This is a genomic window from Anaerotignum sp. (genome assembly GCF_040307045.1).
Taxonomy (GTDB): Bacteria; Bacillota; Clostridia; order Lachnospirales; family Anaerotignaceae; genus Chakrabartyella.
On the sequence record NZ_JAWRKF010000017.1, the window covers coordinates 173,105 to 192,377 of the forward strand.

Genomic DNA, 19,273 nt, shown 5'->3' on the forward strand with positions numbered 1-19,273 from the left:
TACTCAAACAGACGTAAAAAGTCAAGGATGTGTTTATTTGAAATTTTTCGGTGATTTTATATTCCTTTAGTACTTTCGCAAGAAAAAACAAAATTGCAAAAGCTAAATTTTTCCAATACTATAAAAGTTTAATATTTCTATGTTTCACTTTTTTTATAATTGTAACAAATTTCAAGATTGCTGTGCTGTTTTTTTCTCTACTTAAAATTCTATAAACTGCACAATTGTTCAAATAAAAGAAGAACCTCTCTATTTTGTAAAGAGGTTCTTTATAAAACTTATTTATCCCTTAGTTGGGCATCTAACTCTGTTGCCAGCGCATTTAAAATTGCTTGCATTGCTTCTGCAATGTCTGCATCAGCCAATGTTCTCTCCGCACTACGGAAGGAGATTGAATATGCAACGGATTTATATCCTGCTTCAATCTGAGCACCTTTATAAACATCGAACAATTCTACCTTCTCCAAAAATTCTCCGCCGTTTTTCTTGATAATATCACTAATTTCTTTAACGGTGACCTCCTCTTTTACAAGCATAGCAATGTCTCTTGTCATGCCAGGGAATTTAGGTAATGCTTTGTAAGTTACATTTTTATTTGTGTAGGCAATCATTTTTTCCATATCCAAAACTGCCATGTAAACCTTTGTGCCAATTTCATAATTCTTGGCAACCACAGGATGAACTTCACCCAAATAGCCAATGGTATCTCCATTCACCTTCAGACTTGCAGTTCTGCCAGGATGCATCCAAACGATGCCCTTTTCAGGCAAATACTCTACAATATCGCTCATACCTAAAACATCCACCAAATGCTCAACGATACCCTTTAGATCAAAGAAATCCATGTTGCCATACATACCCACAGTTAACGTAGGAATTTCATGAGGCAATTCTGTCAAAGGCAATGCCTTAGGCAAATACACTCTAGCGATTTCAAACAAGCCAGCCTGTTCGTTACGTCTATTATAGTTTGTTGACAATGATGTTAAAATACCATTAAAAGAAACAGTACGCATGATGCTGTAATCTTCACCCAAAGGATTGGAAATGGTAACGGTCTTTCTTAATTCACTGTCTGCAGAGATAAGCAATTTGTCGAACACCTTTGGGCTTTCAAAGCTATATGTCATACCTTCACAAAGACCATCGGAAATCATTGTATCCTTCACCAAAGTGGTGATATTTTGCTCGTACGTTTTCTTACCAACAGTTGGTGTGCCTGCTGCTAAGGTAGCTTCGATTTTGTCGTAACCAAAGAAACGAGCAACTTCTTCTGCCAAGTCGGCCTGTGCTTCTAGGTCAGGACGATATGTGGGTACAGTTACCTTTTGGTTTGCACGGTCAACAATCAAACCCAAACGCTCAAATGTCTCTTGCATTTCATCTTCAGAAATATTTGTGCCAAGGAATTTATTTATCCATTCAGGGGAATAGGAAAGTTCCCAAGTCTCTCTTTTGTTTGGATAGCAATCAACCATACCTGGAACAACATCGCCCACTCCCAGCATTTCAACAAGTTGAACGGCACGGTTAACCGCATCTAAGGCAAGGTTTGGATCCAATCCCTTTTCATATTTGCTGGACGCATCAGTACGCAAACCAACATTCTTTGCAGTAATACGCACATTAGGGCCATTGAAGTTTGCAGATTCAAATAAAATAGCTTCTGCATCTTCGCTAATCATAGAGTTTTCGCCACCCATAACCCCTGCGATTGCAACTGCTTTTTGAGGATCTGCAATTACGAGCATAGAATCATTTAAAGTTCTTTCGACGCCATCCAAAGTTACGATCTTTTCCCCTGCTTCTGCATTTCTAACGATGATTTTTCTATCAGCAATACAATCAATGTTGAATGCATGCATAGGCTGTCCCAGTTCAAGCATAACATAGTTTGTAATATCTACAATATTGTTAATTGGACGAACACCTGCTGCTCTTAGTCTTTTACGCATCCAACGGGGGGAAGGACCAATTTTAACATTTTTAACAGCTCTTGCAATGTATCGCGGACAAAGTTCGGGGTTCTTGATTTCCACAGAAATCATATCATCTATTTTTCCTTCCCCTTCTTCTTTTACAGTAATTTGGGGGTACTTGAATTCTTCCTTATATGTGGCTGCTGTTTCTCTGGCCAAGCCTAAAATGCTAAAGCAATCAGGGCGGTTAGAAGTGATTTCAAACTCAACAACAACATCTTTGATATCTAAAATATCTACTACATCTTTACCCAATTCCACAGCTTCAGGGAAAATATAGATGCCATGTTCAGGTGCCTCTGGGAAGTCATGACGGTCACAGCCCAACTCTTCTACGGAGCAAAGCATCCCCTCAGATACAACACCGCGCAGACTACCAGCCTTGATTTCTTTTCCACCAGCAATGACAGAGTTATCTAAAGCAACGGGAACGTAATCTCCCACATTAACATTCTGCGCGCCTGTTACGATAATCAAATCTTTGCCCTGTCCGGCATCAATGGTACAAATCTGTAATTTGTCCGCATCAGGATGCTTTTCAATTGCTTTGATATAGCCTGTAACAACATTTTTAATTTCGCCTGCTAAAGTAGTATACCCTTCCACCTTAGAACCGCTCATTGTAATATCTTCAACATATTCTTTAATGCCAACTTTTACATCAGCATATTCTTTTAACCAGGACATCGGTAAATCCATGATAATAACTCTCCTTTCAAATAAAAGCTTCTTTTGGTGTCTCTTAGAACTGCTTTAAGAATTTAACATCGTTTTCAAACAGTAAGCGCATATCTGTTATGCCATAACGCTGCATAGCTACACGCTCAAGACCCATACCAAAAGCAAAACCGCTGTATTTTTCAGGGTCGATGCCACTCATTTTCAAAACTTTAGGGTGAACCATGCCACAGCCTAAAAGTTCAATATAACCTTCCCCTTTACACACACGACAGCCTTCGCCACCGCAAGCAAAGCAGGTTACGTCCATTTCTGCGCTTGGCTCTGTGAAAGGGAAGTGGTGAGGACGGAAACGTACTTTTGTGTTCTCTCCAAACAGTTCTTTTGCAAAGACAGCCAATGCCCCCTTTAAGTCCCCCATAGTAATGTCCTTATCAATTACAAGGCCTTCCAATTGGTGGAATACAGGTGAATGGGTTGCATCCACTTCGTCAGAACGATAAACAGTACCTGGAGAAATCATGCGGATAGGCATTTTCCCTGTTTCCATAGTACGCACCTGAATAGGTGAAGTTTGTGTTCTTAAAAGGATGCCATTGCCAATATAAAATGTATCCTGTTCATCTCTAGCTGGATGGTTTGCTGGGATATTCAAAGCCTCAAAATTATAATATTCCTGCTCTACTTCGGGGCCTTCGATTACTTCATAACCCATACCCATGAAAATATCGCAAATCTCATCAATCACAATGCTCATAGGGTGTTTGTGTCCACCAGGCTGTGCCTTACCTGGCATCGTAACATCAATTTTTTCTTTTTCCAAGCGGTAGGCAATTTCCGCTGCTTCCAAGCGTTTTTTTGCTTCTTCCAATTTATTTTCAATATCCTGTCGCACTTCATTAGCCAATTGACCGATGATTGGGCGTTCCTCAGCAGAAAGCTTCCCCATTTCTTTCAAAATGGCAGTTAACTCCCCCTTCTTTCCAAGATATTTTACTTTCATTTCATCAATATCTTTCATTTCTGTTGCTTCATGGAAGGCAGCAATTGCCTTATCATGGATTAATTTCAGCTTATCCTTCATAGCGTTTCTCCTCTCACTTGCTTTTAGACATAAAAAATAGCCCTCATCCGACAAAGGGACGAAGACTTCCGTGGTACCACCCAAATTCCTGCAAACACAGGCACTCAAAATGCGTAACGTGCATGGGACGGATTTTCCTACTAAATGGTTTCAGAAAACCAGCTCCGGTGGGAACTTCTACAAACTTCTGTGCAAAAAACGCTTTCAGCCAATGACGTTTTCTCTCTGGTGCCTTTTGCTTGTATACTTTTCACCTTCATAGCTATTCAATATTTCAATATAGACTTTATTTTATCACATCAAAAAATAAAGTCAAGGCAAAAATAATTTTTTCAATGGAATAATAACCACAAATAGACGTTTGACAATTTTTTGATAACAAGGTTGACAGACTACTATCTTAACTATTTATTGTAAAATGAAAAAAAGGATGTCAAGTAGACAGCCTTTTCTGTTATATTACCAGTTCTTGCAATTTAGTCACCATCAAAATTATTAATTGTAGTGAAAATTTGTTCCACCATCGCCCCCAAATCTTTATGTCCATAGTATTGAATAAAAATAACCTTTTTACCCGTTCTACCAAAAAACATTTGACAGGCCTCTCGGCTAATTAAAGTGGCTTGGTCAAAGCCGGTATCTAAGAGTTCTTCATATTCCATTTTTTCATAGCGATACAATTCGTTTTTGTCTTCAATTAGTTCCTCAAAGAGGGGTTTTGTTAGGAGTTTGAATCGCAACTCATAAAACTCGGTATCCATCGAAGGGGAATATGTTCCAGAGCCATCCCTCCACATCTGTCCAGCAATTTCGCCCCTTTCCTCCACAATATATATCTTGGGTGCCAGTTCCGTCCAATGATGTGTGATAATATTATTATAACTTCTGTTATCTTCATCACCATAAACAATAGTAAACTCGGGATTAGTCTCTAAAGATGAAAGAGGAATGGTTGGCAGTTTTCCCTCATATTCTAAAAGACTCTTTTCCCAATGTGCTTTTCCATCGTAATACTGTACCCAAAACATAGGGATAAGAAGAAGTAGCGGCAGGAAAAATGAAACATATTGTCCATATCGAGGCTTATATTTTTTGCTGTGACACATTCTTATACCTAATTCTAACTGATTTTTCAATTTTTTAATTTTTTTGTAATCTTGTAAAGAATTGTAAATTGTAATAACATACAAAGCAATCAACGTTACTTTAAGTGTTAACCCACTATAACGAACGTTAAAATAGATCGGTTGGTCATGAAAAAAGGATGCAAAAAACAGCATACCCCCTGAGAATATATAAAGACCAGTTATTAACAAAAAAAGAAACTTTAACTTTTTATTCAAATAGGCGAAGGTTTCCCCTTGGGTAATAGGGTCTGTATGTATTTCTGTGACATCGTCTCTGGTCGCTTTATAAATGTGGAAAAAACCAGCTGTGCAAATATATTCCCATCCTTGTTCTTCAAAGTGTAGAAGCATGTCTTCAGGAGGCTCTTTTTGCTTATCTCCAAAAGGTTCTAATCTATATATTGCCTTTTCAGGAATTCCATCTTCAAAAGTTGCGAAAATGCCAATCTTCTTTATAAAATATCCCTTAGCCGCCATATGCATCAAATACGCTTCCACTTGGGTAATATCGTAAATGCTGATTGGCATAAACCTTTTTATCGTTTTCATCAATCTGCCTCCTCACTATCTAAAATACAGGATTTTAGCCGCAGAAGTTCATCCTCATACAATTTTAGTCCCTTGGATGTAATTTGATATATCCTTTTTCTACCCTGAACTGCTATTTCTGCTATCATTTTTTCTTCCTCAAATCGTGCTAATATGGTGTAAAGGGTTCCTGGACCAATTTTCACCCGCCCCTTTGTTTTGTTTGCAATAAATTGCGTTATATCAATACCGCACATCTCACTTTTCGTAAATGCCATTAGGATATAAAACATACTTTCTGTTAGCCCTTCAAAAGCTTTCTTTGCCAAATCATCACCCTCTATTTTATATCGATATATGATATTGCTTAGTAATATCTTATTATCGTTTATCGATATTGTCAAGCAGCTTTTCACCCACAAAAAAAAGCAACCATACAGATGATTGCTTTTCCTATTTTTGTTCCTTCTTAAGTCGCACCATATGCTCTTTCATTCTTCGCTCTACTCCGATGTCAGAAAGCTCATAATAAACTGTCCCCTCCAGCTCATCAGGTAGGTATTGTTGCTTTACATAGTGGTTGGGATAGTCATGGGCATAATGATACCCAATTCCATTGCCCATTTCTTTAGAGCCACTGTAATGGGCATCTTTCAAGTGAGGGGGAACTGTTCGTATTCTAATATTTTTTACGTCATTCAAAGCACGATTAATTCCCATATAGGCAGCGTTGCTTTTGGGCGCACAAGAAACATAGGTCACTGCTTGGGCCAGGGGAATTCTCCCCTCAGGCAAACCAATAAAATCCACGGCTTGCATGGCGGCAACTGCAACTTGAAGGGCGTGAGGGTCCGCATTACCCACATCCTCTGAAGCACAGATAACTACTCTGCGGGCAATAAATTTTGGATCCTCACCGGCATAAATCATTTTTGCCAGGTAATATAAAGCCGCATCAGGGTCAGAACCTCGCATACTTTTGATAAAAGCAGAAATGGTATCATAATGGTTATCACCATTTTTATCATAGTTCAACGCCCTTTTTTGTATACACTCCTCGGCAACAGGCAAAGTGATATGAATTTTACCATCCTTTTCTTTATCGGTAGTCAGCACTGCAAGTTCAAGAGCATTCAATGCTGTCCTAGCATCGCCGTTGGCTGTATCCGCTAGAAATGCCAGTGCATCCTCGCTAATGTCAGCCTGATATGCCCCCATTCCTCTCTCTATATCCGAAATAGCCCAGCTTAAAAGCTTCTCAATGTCTTTTTGCTCTAGAGGCTTTAACTGAAAAACAATAGAGCGAGAAACCAGAGCCTTGTTTACTTCAAAGTAAGGGTTTTCTGTGGTTGCCCCAATTAATATAACGGTTCCATCTTCCACATGGGGTAGAAGTGCATCCTGTTGGGTTTTATTGAAGCGATGTATCTCATCAATAAACAATATGGTTTTTGTGCCATACATCCCTTGCTTATCTTTTGCCTCCGAAACCACATCCTTAATATCTTTTATCCCTGCGGTGGTTGCATTTATTTGGTGAAATTCGCTTTTCGTTGTATTGGCAATGATTTTTGCAAGGGTTGTCTTGCCCGTTCCAGGAGGTCCATAAAAAATGACAGAGCTAATACGGTCACTTTTTATGGCCCGATATAGCAGCTTATCTTTCCCAACAATATGCTCCTGCCCTACGAATTCTTCCAAAGTTTTTGGTCGCATTCGGGCAGCCAGGGGTGAATCTCCGTTTCCACGCAAGCTTCTGTTATATTCAAAAAGATCCATTCCATCACCGCCTTATTATTTCGTCAAAAATAAACATGCATCTCCAAAAGAAAAGAAGCGATACTTTTCTTTGACTGCCTCAGCATAGGCTGACATGGTCAAATCCTTACCAACCAGAGCAGATACCAGCATGATTAGTGTAGATTCTGGCAAGTGAAAATTTGTAATCAAACAATCAACTACTTTGAATTCATAACCAGGATAAATAAAAATTTGGGTCCACCCACTCCTTGCCTGCACCATACCCTTTTCATCAGCCACAGATTCCAGAGTTCTTGTACTGGTTGTCCCAACAGAAAAAATACGACCTCCCCCTTTTTTTGTTTCGTTGATGATATCCGCCTGTTCTTGCTCCACCACAAAAAACTCGGAGTGCATTTCATGCTCTAATATATCTTCGGCTTTTACAGGACGAAAGGTTCCTAAACCAACATGGAGGGTGACATACGCAATTTTTACCCCCATATCCTCAATTTCTTCTAGAAGCTCTGGCGTAAAATGAAGCCCAGCTGTGGGCGCAGCCGCAGAGCCTTCATGCTTGGCATAAACCGTTTGATAGCGTTCTTTATCTTCCAACCGATGGGTGATGTAGGGGGGCAATGGCATTTCTCCTAATTCATCCAATATGGCTTCAAACACACCGTCGTAAGAAAAACGTATGATGCGGTTTCCCCCTTCAATCACCTCTAAAACTTCGGCAATGAGTTTACCATTACCAAAAGAAATTTGATCTCCAGGTTTTGCTTTTTTGCCAGGACGAACCAAAACCTCCCAAGTATCTAAATCTTTACGGGTCAAAAGAAGAATTTCCATTGTTGCTCCTGTACCAACACGCTGGCCATACAAGCGAGCAGGTAAAACACGGGTATCATTAATTACCAAACAATCGCCACTGCGCAAATACTCTTTGATATCTCTAAAGTGTTTATGTTGCCAATCTTCAGTATTCTTTTTAACGACCAGTAGTCTGGAAGAAGCTCTATCTTCCAATGGTTCTTGGGCAATCAGCTCTTCTGGTAAATCAAAATAAAAATCACTTGTTTTCATGCTAAACTCCTTAATGCTATTGGATTTATACCTTAATAAGACGTTCTAATTTCTCTTTTAGAGAAATTAACAGATAAATTCATTTTTACTGAATCCATCTGTTTATTCATTAGTCATTTCTTGAAGGAATAATAATTTAGGTTACTTCTTTAAGAATTGTCTTGATTTTCAAAAACATCCATATGTTCCAAAACCTTTTGCCACAGTTCCTTTTTACCGCAACCTAGCAACACACCTTTGATATGCTCCTTATCACAAGGGATTTTCCTTGAGGTACCACCACATCGCATCCCCTCATCCAGGAAAACCCAAAATTCTTTCCCTTGGGGCTCCTGATAAAGCCCTCGATCCGTAAAGTAAACCTTATTCCCCTGATCATCAGCAAAACCCTGCTGTTGCAATAAAAATTCTCTCAAATCCATTCTTATCCCTCGATTGTGATGCCTGTATAATAATGTTTCAAAATTTCGTCGTATGTATAGCCAAGTTTTGCCATTGACTGGGCACCTTTTTGGCTAAGGCCAACACCATGGCCCCTGCCCACACCTTCAAACACAAAACGCCCACTATTGTCAACTGTACTAATATTTACAGGATACACTTCATAGTCCTCAGAAGGATTTGAATTTGTGTTGTTACTACTACTTCCACTGCCTCCACCTACAACAGTTATTGTTTTCCCATCAATGGATGAAAGGGCACCTTCTGTTTTTGCTACAATTCCATTTTTGGCTGCCGCTGAAGCAAGGCTACCTCCTTTGGTTGGAGAGGTTTGATTATTGCTTTGGCCTTTTCCAGATTCAACCCTATAGACGCCAATTTCGCCACCTTTTCCATTTATGGTGAACATTTTTCCAGGCAAACTTCCGCTAGAAGTAGCGGAAAAATAGGTTCGAATGTCTTCCTTCGTTAATGTTTTTGTTCCCCTGGATCCAACGATCTGCATTTCCTGTACCCTTCCACCCGTGGAAAGTTTGGTTATTACAATGTCTTGTGCTGTGCCGAGATTTTCCCCTTTTTTATCAAGAAGTACATCCAAATCATCAAGGGTTAAAGTTACCGTCCATGCATTGTTGCCGTCCTCGGCAATCTCTGGAACTGCCCTTAGATAAGGCACCACATTATACCATACATTCTCGCTATTTTCAGTATAACCCCCTGTAGAAGCAGAAAAAACAGCTTCGATTGGTTTTCCATTATAACACGCCACCTCTCCCTCTGTCTCGTCAACCGCTTGAGAAGTTCTGGTGGCCTCACCACTATAACCTTTATAAACCTGGCAGTTTATACCGTCGCAAAGCTGGTATCCATAGCTGGTGTGGGTGCTCAACTTTGTCATTGCATAAGTTCTGGCCGCTATGGTCTGCGCTTTTAACGCTTCCATTTCATAAGACTGTGGCATTTCTGATGGAACAACACCGTATAAGTAATCTTCCAAACCAACTATATTTACTGCCGTCATAACTGCACCATTAATGGCAAAAGAAAGCATTCCCCTATAATTGTTTCCATTTAAGACAAAGGTATCCCCTTTTTCAGTTCCCATAAAAACTGCTTTTAGGTCTTTGGGAAATAAGACAGATTCCTTATTTCCATCCATGCGAATACCAACAAAATCTCTCACCCTAGTTGCATTGCAACGGCTAGCAGATTCCACCTCAGACAAGGAAGTGTTGGCTACGTATACAGTCCAATTATCGTTGCCTAAATAGGTTAAATATGCGGACAAGCCCATACGAATCAAAGAGTTTGCCAAGTCAGACGCTTCCGCTTGATCCATATTTTCATCAATTGCAATATATTCACCACTAACCAGAGAAACAGAAAAACCAGATGAGGAGGAAATTTCCCTGTCCTCTCTAAAATTTCCATCTTTTTCCGTTCCTACCAATAGAGTACTGCCACCTAAATTGGCAGTTGTTTTATTTTTACAGACGCCCTCTAAGCCTACACGAACTACATTGGGTACTGTATATGCAAAAGCCGACTGTGGCATCGCCACCATTGTCAAGCCCAAAGTTAATGCCATCGTTACCAAACTCTTTATTTTTCTATTCATATCTGCCCTCCTGATGTCAATCCAGTTTTATCCTCTTATAGATACTTTTCAAGTATATCAAAGTATCAACATTTTCGATAGATACATAATAACGAAAAAAAATCAATTGCAACTATAAAATTTTATCTATTTCTTTAAAGGATATGGCAACCTCATATTTTCTCGATTTGGTGCCTAATTATTCTTTCTCTGACCTATTTAAGTCTATAAGGTTTTCGGTACGACAAATACACAGTCACAAAATCCAAGAATAAATACCCTCTATCAAAAGTCTTTTCCCATGAATAGTATTTTTAACCAACGAAATAATAGACCGTAGGTAATTATTTTTATATAAAATTGAAATAAAAGGAGGGATTTATATGAGTAATCATTTAAGGGATACGTCAAGCCCTTATCTTTTACAACATTCAGAAAATCCTGTGGATTGGTATCCCTGGGGGAAAGAGGCTTTTGAAAAAGCAAAAAAAGAAAATAAGCCGATTTTTTTAAGTATTGGCTATAGCACCTGTCATTGGTGCCACGTTATGGCTCATGAGAGCTTTGAAGATGATTCTATTGCAAAAATCCTTAATGCAAACTTCGTCTCTATCAAAGTCGATAAAGAAGAACGACCCGACGTGGATAGTATTTATATGGCGGTCTGCCAAGCATTTACCGGTAGTGGTGGTTGGCCTACCAGCATTTTTATGACTCCTGAGCAAAAACCATTTTTCGCAGGAACTTACTTTCCCAAAGAATCACGATATGGAATGATGGGTTTCAAAGAATTATTAACGGTAATCCATGAAAAATGGGTTACAAACCAAAAAGAATTAATCGGCTCTGCGGATGCTGTTGTTGCTACTCTAAATCAAAAAAACACAACACCTACCCAAGCAGATGTAAAATTGATTGAATCAGCAATTACTTTATATAAAAGGAATTATGATAAGAAAAATGGTGGCTTTGGCTCTGCACCAAAGTTCCCGGCTGCTCATAACTTATTATTTCTTTTAAAACATCATGAAAAAAGTGGTGATCCTCAATCGTTGGAAATGGTAGAGCATACCCTGCAGCAAATGTATAAAGGGGGTATATTTGACCACATTGGCTATGGCTTTAGCCGTTATTCAACAGATAATTCCTTTTTGGTACCTCACTTTGAAAAAATGCTTTATGATAATGCTTTATTAATCATGGCTTATTGCAAAGCATATTGGATTACCAAAAAACATCTTTACCTGGAGGTTGCAGAAAAAACGGCCACATATATTCTAAGAGAAATGACATCGGCAGAAGGGGGATTTTATAGCGCTCAGGATGCTGACAGCGATGGAGAAGAAGGAAAATACTATGTTTTTGAGCCTCAAGAACTCATGGATTTACTTGGTGAAAAAAATGGAAAGGCATTGAATGCTCATTTTTCCATTACTGAAAGAGGTAATTTCGAGGGTAAAAGCATACCAAATCTTTTAAATACGGAGGATTACACAAATCAATTTGATTCATTTCTATTACAAATTTATGAATACCGAAAAAAAAGAACTCATCTTCATTTAGATGATAAAATCCTTACCTCATGGAATTCTTTGATGATTGTAGCAATGTGCTGGTTATATCGTACCAGTAAAAACAACACTTATCTAGAAGTAGCAAAAAAAGCCCAGTCTTTTATAGATGAGCATCTTTCCCGAGAGGATAGCCTTTATGTCAGCTATCGTCAGGGCAGTCGTAGCCAAATTGCCTTCCTTGATGAATATGCAAATAATATTTTTGCTTTGTTAGCATTATATGATGCGACGCTAAATAGCCAATATTTAATGCAAGCGATTCGAAAAACGAAAAAAGCCATAGGGGATTTTTTTGATGATAAAAACGGTGGTTTTTTCCTTTATGGCAAAGACAACGAGAAACTAATTATGCAACCCAAGGAAATGTATGACGGGGCAATACCCAGTGGCAACTCCATCATGGCGTATAATCTTATAAGATTGACCCCAATAGCTACAGAAGAAAGTTTTGATTCAATATGCAAAAAACAGATTGATTTTATGTATGGTGAAGCACAGCATTATCCTTCTGGGTATGCTATGTTTTTATATTCCCTTTTCGATTATTTTGAGCCCGGAGAAAACATAACCGTGGTGCCTAAAAAAAATGATGACCTAAGGATTCTACCACTATGTGTTTCAAATGATTGTTTCATAAAAGTTTGCCCAGAGTCATCACCTGAGTTTCCCATGATTCACGATAAAACCACGTACTATATTTGTAAAAATCATAGCTGTTTGCCACCTACCAACGATTTTCAGGGCACTTTTGGATAAACAATTTAAAGCTATGGCATTTAAATGTTTTCGGTGTAACCATTTTAAATGGTTACACCTGTTCTAGGCAGAGACAAGTTTCACAAGGTTTGTTGAACGGGTGTGTATCAAAATCATAAGGTGATAATTATTTTCTAAACACTGCGTATTGTCGGAGGGGAAAAAAGTTTTGCTCCTTTGCCCTCAAAAACCACGTTTAGGAAAATGAAATCACGAGAGCCCAATCACCATAATTGCTTGTGGCTCACGAATACTCTTTGGATTATATTGAACCCATTTTTGGAGTTAATACATTTCTTTAATCAGAGCTCTTTGTGTCTGATCTAGTAGTTATGACCTAAACAAATTTTCCTTCCTCCTCATTTTTTACAGTTTTTCAGCAAAGGCTTCCCTTTTATCTTTGTAGTTTCGCTTCTACAACCCACTTTTTAACCAAAACTGTATTTTGGCATAATAAATCCGCCCTCCAATCTTTAGATACTAGTTCTAACTTTTTTGGGGGACGGTTTAAAATAATTTTATACTTTTTCATAAAACAATTATTCTTACCTTATAAAGTCAACTTGTGAATCAATGTGATATGCGTCCATTATTTTCTGATACTCACCATTTTCTGTAACCTCTTTCAGACCCTTGTTAAACTTCTCCAAAAGCTCTGGATTTTTCCCTTTAGGAACCGCAAAACCAACTAAACCTTTACGTTCAATATCAGAAACCACTCTAAACTCCAGGCCAAGAGAAATGATATAACCCATTACGGTATAATCTTCAAAAAATGCTTGGCTATCACCATTTAAAACATCCTTATACGCATCAGTAAATTCCACAAAAGACTCTATAGTAAATCCATATTCATTTTGAATTGATTCCGCAAACGCCTCAGCTAAAGTACCTCGTACAACCGCAACTCTTTTGTTTTTTAAATCCTCATAGCTTTTAATATCTGCTCTTGCGGCAGACACACCCATTACTATGCCGCTATCCAAGTATGGGGCAGAAAAATCGTACCTTTCCTTACGTTCTTCCGTTATTGTGATTCCTGCCATTGCCCCATCCACTTCTCCATTATCTAAAGCACGTAACACATTATTAAATGTCATAGGAACCAGCTCGTATGTAAATCCTTGTTTGTCGGCAATGGCTTCTAATAAATCCACATCTATTCCGACATACTCCCCTAAATAATTTGTAAATGTATATGGTGCGACTAATGTATTTGTTGCAATTACATATTTTTTTTCTAGGTTTTCTTCACCGCTCTTATTGCTTTCTGCACTAATGGTCACCTTGTCTGCGCAAGCAGTAAAACTTATTGCCACAGTAGTTGATATTACTAGCACGCCTATTTTTCTCAATAAATTCATCTAAAGCTCTCCCTTCCCCTCCAATTATTTTAGACCTTTGTTTATTTGTACTTTAAAATCTAGTAAAGGGTAACCCTTGCACAATTTGCTCCCATATTTATCTTCTCTTTGTTTTTATTTCACGTATTCGTTGGTGTATTCCATTGCCAATATTCCGCGTGAGTCCATGATTCTTTCAGATTTTATAAAATTTATAGAAATTCGTGGAATCATATAAGATTTAACCTATTCTAAAATTCACCCGATTCCTTTTACAAAATTTGAATTAGATGAGTGATCTGATTTGAAATCATATTTGAAAATTGATAAAACTAATCTTAAATTTGTCCCACCTCATCTTAATCCGCACTGTTTAAATATATTCAGCATTAGAATGTCTTACAACTTCACAGGTAAAAAATAATTTGTCATATACAACCAAGGCTTAATGAAATCATATCTTTATTTTGCAAACTTTGTTTTGGTTTGGTTGCGGAAGCATTAAACCCCATATGGCAGAAGGAACTGCAAATTTCTTTATCCCGTTGGGGACTTTTAGCGTCATACACAAGGAAATACATCACCCCTTGCTAATTTTATGTGTGCCACTGTTGAATCTTACCTCTAAAATAAAAAAAGAGAGTTGAAAACAAAATTCAACTCTCATAAATGTATCATTCCAATCCCCTTACCCTTTTTCCACCTTCAATAATGGTATGTTTCAACATGGGAAGCTTAGACTACTTTCCTATAGCAATGTTCCCTTCCTCAGAAAACGGATTTTTTCTTGCCATAAAAGAATAAAGATAGGGATACTCTACTCGTAGATGTCTCATATACTCAAGCCATTCAATAAGTAGTGCCTTTAAGGCTCTTTCAATATCTTTCCCAAGGTGCTCCATGTCTGCTTTATTGTCTACTTCAAATGTATCTCTTGCAATTAGCTCCTCCATGACATGAAAAATACTAAGGAGCATATCCGTAAAGGTATCATGCTCCAACAAATTTGGATTTTCAAGCAGCCGTATCAAATCGCTTCTCTTGCTTTTCATCAGCTCTGTTAAGTGGATAAGTCCATCATAACTGCATTCAATTTGCATATCTGCCTTTTTGAGATATTTCACAGTATCTGAAAATATTTTAACATTCCAGTCCACATGAACATTCAACCTTTCATTTAATTCAACATAATTTTTGCTGAATATATTGATACCCTTCAATATATCAACCCCTGCCTCATTAAAAAAAGTATTGATAACAATATTTATTTTTTTGCGTCTTTCAATTATTTCACGCCTTTTAAGATACCTACCAAGTACAACTGTACCAATGGCTATTTGAATAGGTAGAAAAGCAATATCTTGTAAAATATAAAAGCCTGTTTCACGAGGGGAATGATAAACCATAACTTGAACTGTATATATAAGCATCGAAAGCAAACCTAAAACTAAAACGATAAGAGAGCCTGCAATTTTCTTCTTCATATTTTTCCTCTATTTTAATATTTCTTAATTTTCCATAAGGGATTGCGCTAAAAATGCAATAGTAGCTATTTTTTCTCAATGATAGCCTGATTGTCAAAGAGTCTAACTTGGGCCTTGACAATCAGGCTAGTATTTGATGATACTCTGTTTTATATATTTTCTCATCACTGGGCAATGGTAGTTTAACTTTCCCGGTTTTATAAAGTTAAGAAACAAAAAAACTAGGTGCTAAGCCAATTTTGTTTTTCTTTTCCTAACACACTTGTCTAGATTCCTTTTGCCAGATTTATTTCATGGAGCTCTTACAACTTGTCTGTTTCGACGCTCTCTCCCATGGCTTCACACTCATTCATGACCCGAAAAAAATTTCTTAACATAACCCAAGTATTTCCCCAACTGCCTTTACCCAAGGCAAAAAATCAGTCATTCTCATCTAAATTCTTATATACAAACCAGTCTGATAAACTATAGACTCCTCTTTCCTTGTCTAGTGTTTGAATATCGTTTTCTCCTCTATGAAACAATACTTTATCTCCAATAATTTCATTGTGAGGCCAATTTGCTGGTGCAAATACTTTATGTATGGATGCCTGTTTTAAGGCTTTCACAGTTCTTAATATTTCATCAATATTTCTTCCTATCTCTTTGGGATATTCTAACATAGTCCTTATTTTACCATTATGATCCACAATAATGACCGCTCGAACAGCAGCAGTCTCATCCTCATTGGGATGGATTAAGCCAAGCGTTTCAGAAATTTTTCTTTTTTCATCATCTATAATAGGAAATTCTATGTCAACATAAATATTGTCTTTAATCCATTTAATCCATTTTTCATGAGATTCTAAACTATCCACACTCAATCCAATTAATGCAACGCCCAAGTCGTCAAACTGTTTCTTTTTCTTTTGAAAAGAAACAAATTCTGTGGTACAAACAGGAGTGAAATCTCCCGGGTGGCTAAATAACACAAACCATTTCCCTTTATAATCATTGGGCAAATGAATACACCCCTTCGTTGTCTCAGCTATTATTTCAGGAAATTTGTCTCTAAGTGCTAATTTCATAAAAATCCTCCTTACTAATAAATCAAATCATCCAGTAGTATAGTAATTTCATTTTATGTTCATTTTCTGATCATGAATTCAATTTATTATACTCTTTACTCCGCTTCATTACAATGTATTAGGCATATTTTCCCACATTTTGCACTTAAACAGTTTATTCCCATATATAAAAAGCTTTGCCCAACCTATTTTTGTATAATCTTTGAATTGTCTTTTTCAGCATGACGTATTTTCCTTTTCAAATACATGACTACTGCCTCAATCCCCCAGAGTAACTACCAATGTCCCCCTACCTCCATTTTAAATCGTTGTCTGTCACACCCAAAAATAGTAAATCTTGCGTTGAACTTCTCACGCTTTCATAAAACGTAAGCAATTTAGAGCTGTCTCCTGAAAATGCATCGTTTTTTCAAGCTTTATTTTTTAGTGTAAAAGTAACTAAGTTTAGAACAAAATAAAACTTCACCAATTCACATAAAAGGGACAGCCACCAAATTATATACTAACATAAAAAGCTTTTTAAAATATAATTTCACAAAGACGAATTGCAATGCTTTTTATGAAGACATATATAAGACTATTATTATGAAAGGGGAAATTTTGTATGGGTATGCCTGAATTTAGAGATAGCGGAATCACAAGGCGTCAAGCGATAACAGATATCATTGAGTCTATCGCATTGGAACAAGCAGCACTTTCACACATTTTAAATGCTGAAGGCGAAAAAATACAAAAGATTGTTGGCCTTTCCGCTATTCCTGATGACATAGAAATTATGTTAGCCACAAATAAATCAGTAAAGCATATGGTCAATTCCATTACACGACTAGAAGTATTGCTACAAACAAAGCTGGAATTGTTCGAGAATTGCTTATGCGATGTAGAACTATAATTCACAATAATCTTGGTTTTTCAATAATCAAAACTAATTTCATCCAAAAATAGCTGCTGCTATTTAATAGCTTTTGATGTCACCGTCACAATAAAGTGGACAAGTCTTCGTCCACTTCAATTAGAAGAGAGGATGTATACCTATGGGGATGCCTATAATCGAAAATAGTGGTATTTCAAGGGTTCAATCTATCACGGACTTGGTTGAATCTGTCTCATTGGAGCAAGCAGCACTCGCTCATATTTTAAACGCCGAAGGTGAAAAATTACAAAAAACCTTGGGAAATTGCGCAACTTTTGATATCACAATAGAAAATCATCTGCGGGAATACGATTTTGTTTATGAGGGTAATGTTGTTTACCGAGGAATCAGCGAACAGGGCTATGCTTTTGCAGTCTTTGAGTTAGTGGACTCCATTTCCGGTGCAACTACACTTGTGTACTGCTATGAAGTAAATAATTTTATTCAACCGGGAAACCATTATGATCAATTTTTATTGCAAGGAAACAATGGAATTTCTGAAACAGATGCAAACCGTATTCGAAATATCCTTTTCCACTCCTTCCCTTATATTTCTGTTGCGGCAGTCCGGGCAGCATCCGGAATTGGAACGCTCACGCAAGCCGAATGTATCACCGCAACACAACTTGCCATTTGGCGATTAAAAGATAATTTTGTACTAATCCACAGCAATGCAAACGTTATGGCTCTCTTAACATGGTATTTAGAACTACCACCCCTAGCCATTCAAATTGACCCCTCTAGCATTGTATTGACAGGACAATCCTTATTTGCAGAGACGGGCTGTGGTGCACTTTTTACCTTTTCCACCACAGGTACAAACTACGACGGAACTACCATTCCATTAACCTACTCCTTCGATAAAGATATTGTTGCAATTTATGGCGCTGTCATCCAAGAAAGCACCATTAATGGGATAACCACGGTTACGGTCACCAATTTACCTTCTAATGCAAACTTTACCTTGGGTGTTGTTGGTACACAGTACCTACCCATGGATGCATACACATATATTAATAGTCAAGATCTTACTGGTCTATTTTTTCAAACAAACTATATGTCAGCTCAGAGCAATTATCTTTGCATTGGTAATTGTGGCACTTCGGTAATTCTTATTGAAAAATCTGTCAATGAAATGATTGATGCTGTTTCTACACTGGAAGTTGTTTTGCAGCTGAAACTGGCGAAATTCAAAGACTGTCTTTGTGATAGAAATCCGTGATTTTAGATAGATTAAAACCAATAGCCTTTATAGATATAAAGTCCGATTGGTAAACTCTCATTAAAACTTCAAAGCCTAGTTGTCATTTAGCCTATTTGGGCAGTGAAAATTAGGCTATTTTTCTTTATAAAAGTAACCCTTTTCCCTGGAGCAAGGGTTACATAAAAAAGTGTTTGTTTTTATATTGGCCACGAAGGTTACAAGTTTTGACTATCCTGTTGATTCTAAACAGAACGAAAAATCATCCGGTAGTATCAATACGGGTTATGTTTGAATTATATAGTCAAGGACAAGCATGTCATGTAAATGCATAATAAACATACCAGAATCCCCTTTTTTTGGTGAATTCCGCTATGAAATTGTAAAATAGAGATCTTCTTGTAATTGAGCAGTAATGTGTTCAGAAATTTTAACTCCTAAACCTCTTGGCGGCTAAAAAGGAATTCTTTATTCTACAAGGAAAAAGGCCTATTCTCTTGAAGCACTAAAAGGTATTTTTATGATGTTAAAGTAGACTTTTATGCAAAAAACACCTTTCCCTCCTATGAAAACAAAAAAACTAAAGTAAAAATAGCTTTTATCATTGCGAAATTCTTTCTAAACTTTACTTGCCTATTCCCTATTATCACTTGTCAAAGAGCCTATCATAGAAAC

At 37.4% G+C, this 19,273-nt stretch carries 14 protein-coding genes and 1 other annotated feature; of the genes, 3 read left to right on the forward strand and 11 right to left on the reverse strand.

The window, feature by feature from the left end; translation table 11 throughout:
- Nucleotides 1-278: 278 nt before the first annotated feature.
- The 8 genes from pheT to ABVZ64_RS09640 form a co-directional block, all read right to left on the reverse strand.
- Nucleotides 279-2,678 carry a phenylalanine--tRNA ligase subunit beta gene (pheT, locus tag ABVZ64_RS09605; RefSeq protein WP_352400798.1) on the reverse strand — a complete coding sequence of 800 codons (2,400 nt, stop codon included), beginning with the start codon at nucleotides 2,676-2,678 and terminating at the stop codon, nucleotides 279-281.
- A gap of 43 nt (nucleotides 2,679-2,721) precedes the next feature.
- Nucleotides 2,722-3,741: a phenylalanine--tRNA ligase subunit alpha gene (gene pheS / locus ABVZ64_RS09610; RefSeq protein WP_352400799.1), complete on the reverse strand. Its 1,020-nt coding sequence runs from the start codon at nucleotides 3,739-3,741 to the stop codon at nucleotides 2,722-2,724.
- Nucleotides 3,742-3,792: 51 nt separating this feature from the next.
- Nucleotides 3,793-4,010 (reverse strand) — a binding site (T-box leader).
- Between the two features lie 207 nt (nucleotides 4,011-4,217).
- Nucleotides 4,218-5,417 carry a DUF2812 domain-containing protein gene (locus ABVZ64_RS09615; RefSeq protein WP_352400800.1) on the reverse strand — a complete coding sequence of 400 codons (1,200 nt, stop codon included), beginning with the start codon at nucleotides 5,415-5,417 and terminating at the stop codon, nucleotides 4,218-4,220.
- A complete protein-coding gene (locus tag ABVZ64_RS09620; protein ID WP_352400801.1) occupies nucleotides 5,417-5,725 on the reverse strand; it encodes a PadR family transcriptional regulator in 309 nt (102 codons plus the stop codon). The genes ABVZ64_RS09615 and ABVZ64_RS09620 overlap by 1 nt, the downstream gene beginning before the upstream one ends.
- Nucleotides 5,726-5,849: 124 nt before the next feature.
- Nucleotides 5,850-7,175: an AAA family ATPase gene (locus ABVZ64_RS09625; RefSeq protein ID WP_352400802.1), complete on the reverse strand. Its 1,326-nt coding sequence runs from the start codon at nucleotides 7,173-7,175 to the stop codon at nucleotides 5,850-5,852.
- Between the two features lie 15 nt (nucleotides 7,176-7,190).
- Entirely contained in the window at nucleotides 7,191-8,222 is a 1,032-nt protein-coding gene (gene queA / locus ABVZ64_RS09630; RefSeq protein WP_352400803.1) for a tRNA preQ1(34) S-adenosylmethionine ribosyltransferase-isomerase QueA, read from the reverse strand.
- A gap of 149 nt (nucleotides 8,223-8,371) precedes the next feature.
- Nucleotides 8,372-8,644 (reverse strand): hypothetical protein, encoded by a 273-nt coding sequence (locus tag ABVZ64_RS09635; protein WP_352400804.1) that lies wholly within the window; start codon nucleotides 8,642-8,644, stop codon nucleotides 8,372-8,374.
- A gap of 2 nt (nucleotides 8,645-8,646) precedes the next feature.
- Nucleotides 8,647-10,281, reverse strand: coding sequence for a SpoIID/LytB domain-containing protein (locus ABVZ64_RS09640; RefSeq protein WP_352400805.1), 1,635 nt, complete (start codon nucleotides 10,279-10,281; stop codon nucleotides 8,647-8,649).
- A gap of 362 nt (nucleotides 10,282-10,643) precedes the next feature.
- Here ABVZ64_RS09640 and ABVZ64_RS09645 point away from each other — a divergent pair, with 362 nt between their 5' ends.
- Nucleotides 10,644-12,590, forward strand: a complete 1,947-nt coding sequence (locus ABVZ64_RS09645; RefSeq protein WP_352400806.1) for a thioredoxin domain-containing protein — start codon at nucleotides 10,644-10,646, stop codon at nucleotides 12,588-12,590.
- 545 nt (nucleotides 12,591-13,135) lie between these two features.
- Here ABVZ64_RS09645 and ABVZ64_RS09650 read toward each other — a convergent pair.
- The 3 genes from ABVZ64_RS09650 to ABVZ64_RS09660 form a co-directional block, all read right to left on the reverse strand.
- The gene (locus tag ABVZ64_RS09650; protein ID WP_352400807.1) at nucleotides 13,136-13,954 is read right to left on the reverse strand and encodes a transporter substrate-binding domain-containing protein; all 819 of its coding nucleotides are present in this window, start codon (nucleotides 13,952-13,954) and stop codon (nucleotides 13,136-13,138) included.
- Between the two features lie 719 nt (nucleotides 13,955-14,673).
- Nucleotides 14,674-15,417 (reverse strand): MJ1433 family protein, encoded by a 744-nt coding sequence (locus ABVZ64_RS09655; protein ID WP_352400808.1) that lies wholly within the window; start codon nucleotides 15,415-15,417, stop codon nucleotides 14,674-14,676.
- Between the two features lie 419 nt (nucleotides 15,418-15,836).
- Entirely contained in the window at nucleotides 15,837-16,484 is a 648-nt protein-coding gene (locus ABVZ64_RS09660) for a peroxiredoxin (protein WP_352400809.1), read from the reverse strand.
- Nucleotides 16,485-17,088: 604 nt separating this feature from the next.
- Between ABVZ64_RS09660 and ABVZ64_RS09665 the strand changes: the two genes are divergently transcribed.
- Together ABVZ64_RS09665 and ABVZ64_RS09670 are read left to right on the forward strand one after the other, a co-directional pair.
- Nucleotides 17,089-17,376, forward strand: a complete 288-nt coding sequence (locus tag ABVZ64_RS09665; RefSeq protein ID WP_352400810.1) for an alpha-helical endospore appendage domain-containing protein — start codon at nucleotides 17,089-17,091, stop codon at nucleotides 17,374-17,376.
- Between the two features lie 142 nt (nucleotides 17,377-17,518).
- Nucleotides 17,519-18,619, forward strand: a complete 1,101-nt coding sequence (locus ABVZ64_RS09670) for a thioester domain-containing protein (RefSeq protein ID WP_352400811.1) — start codon at nucleotides 17,519-17,521, stop codon at nucleotides 18,617-18,619.
- Nucleotides 18,620-19,273: the final 654 nt, after the last annotated feature.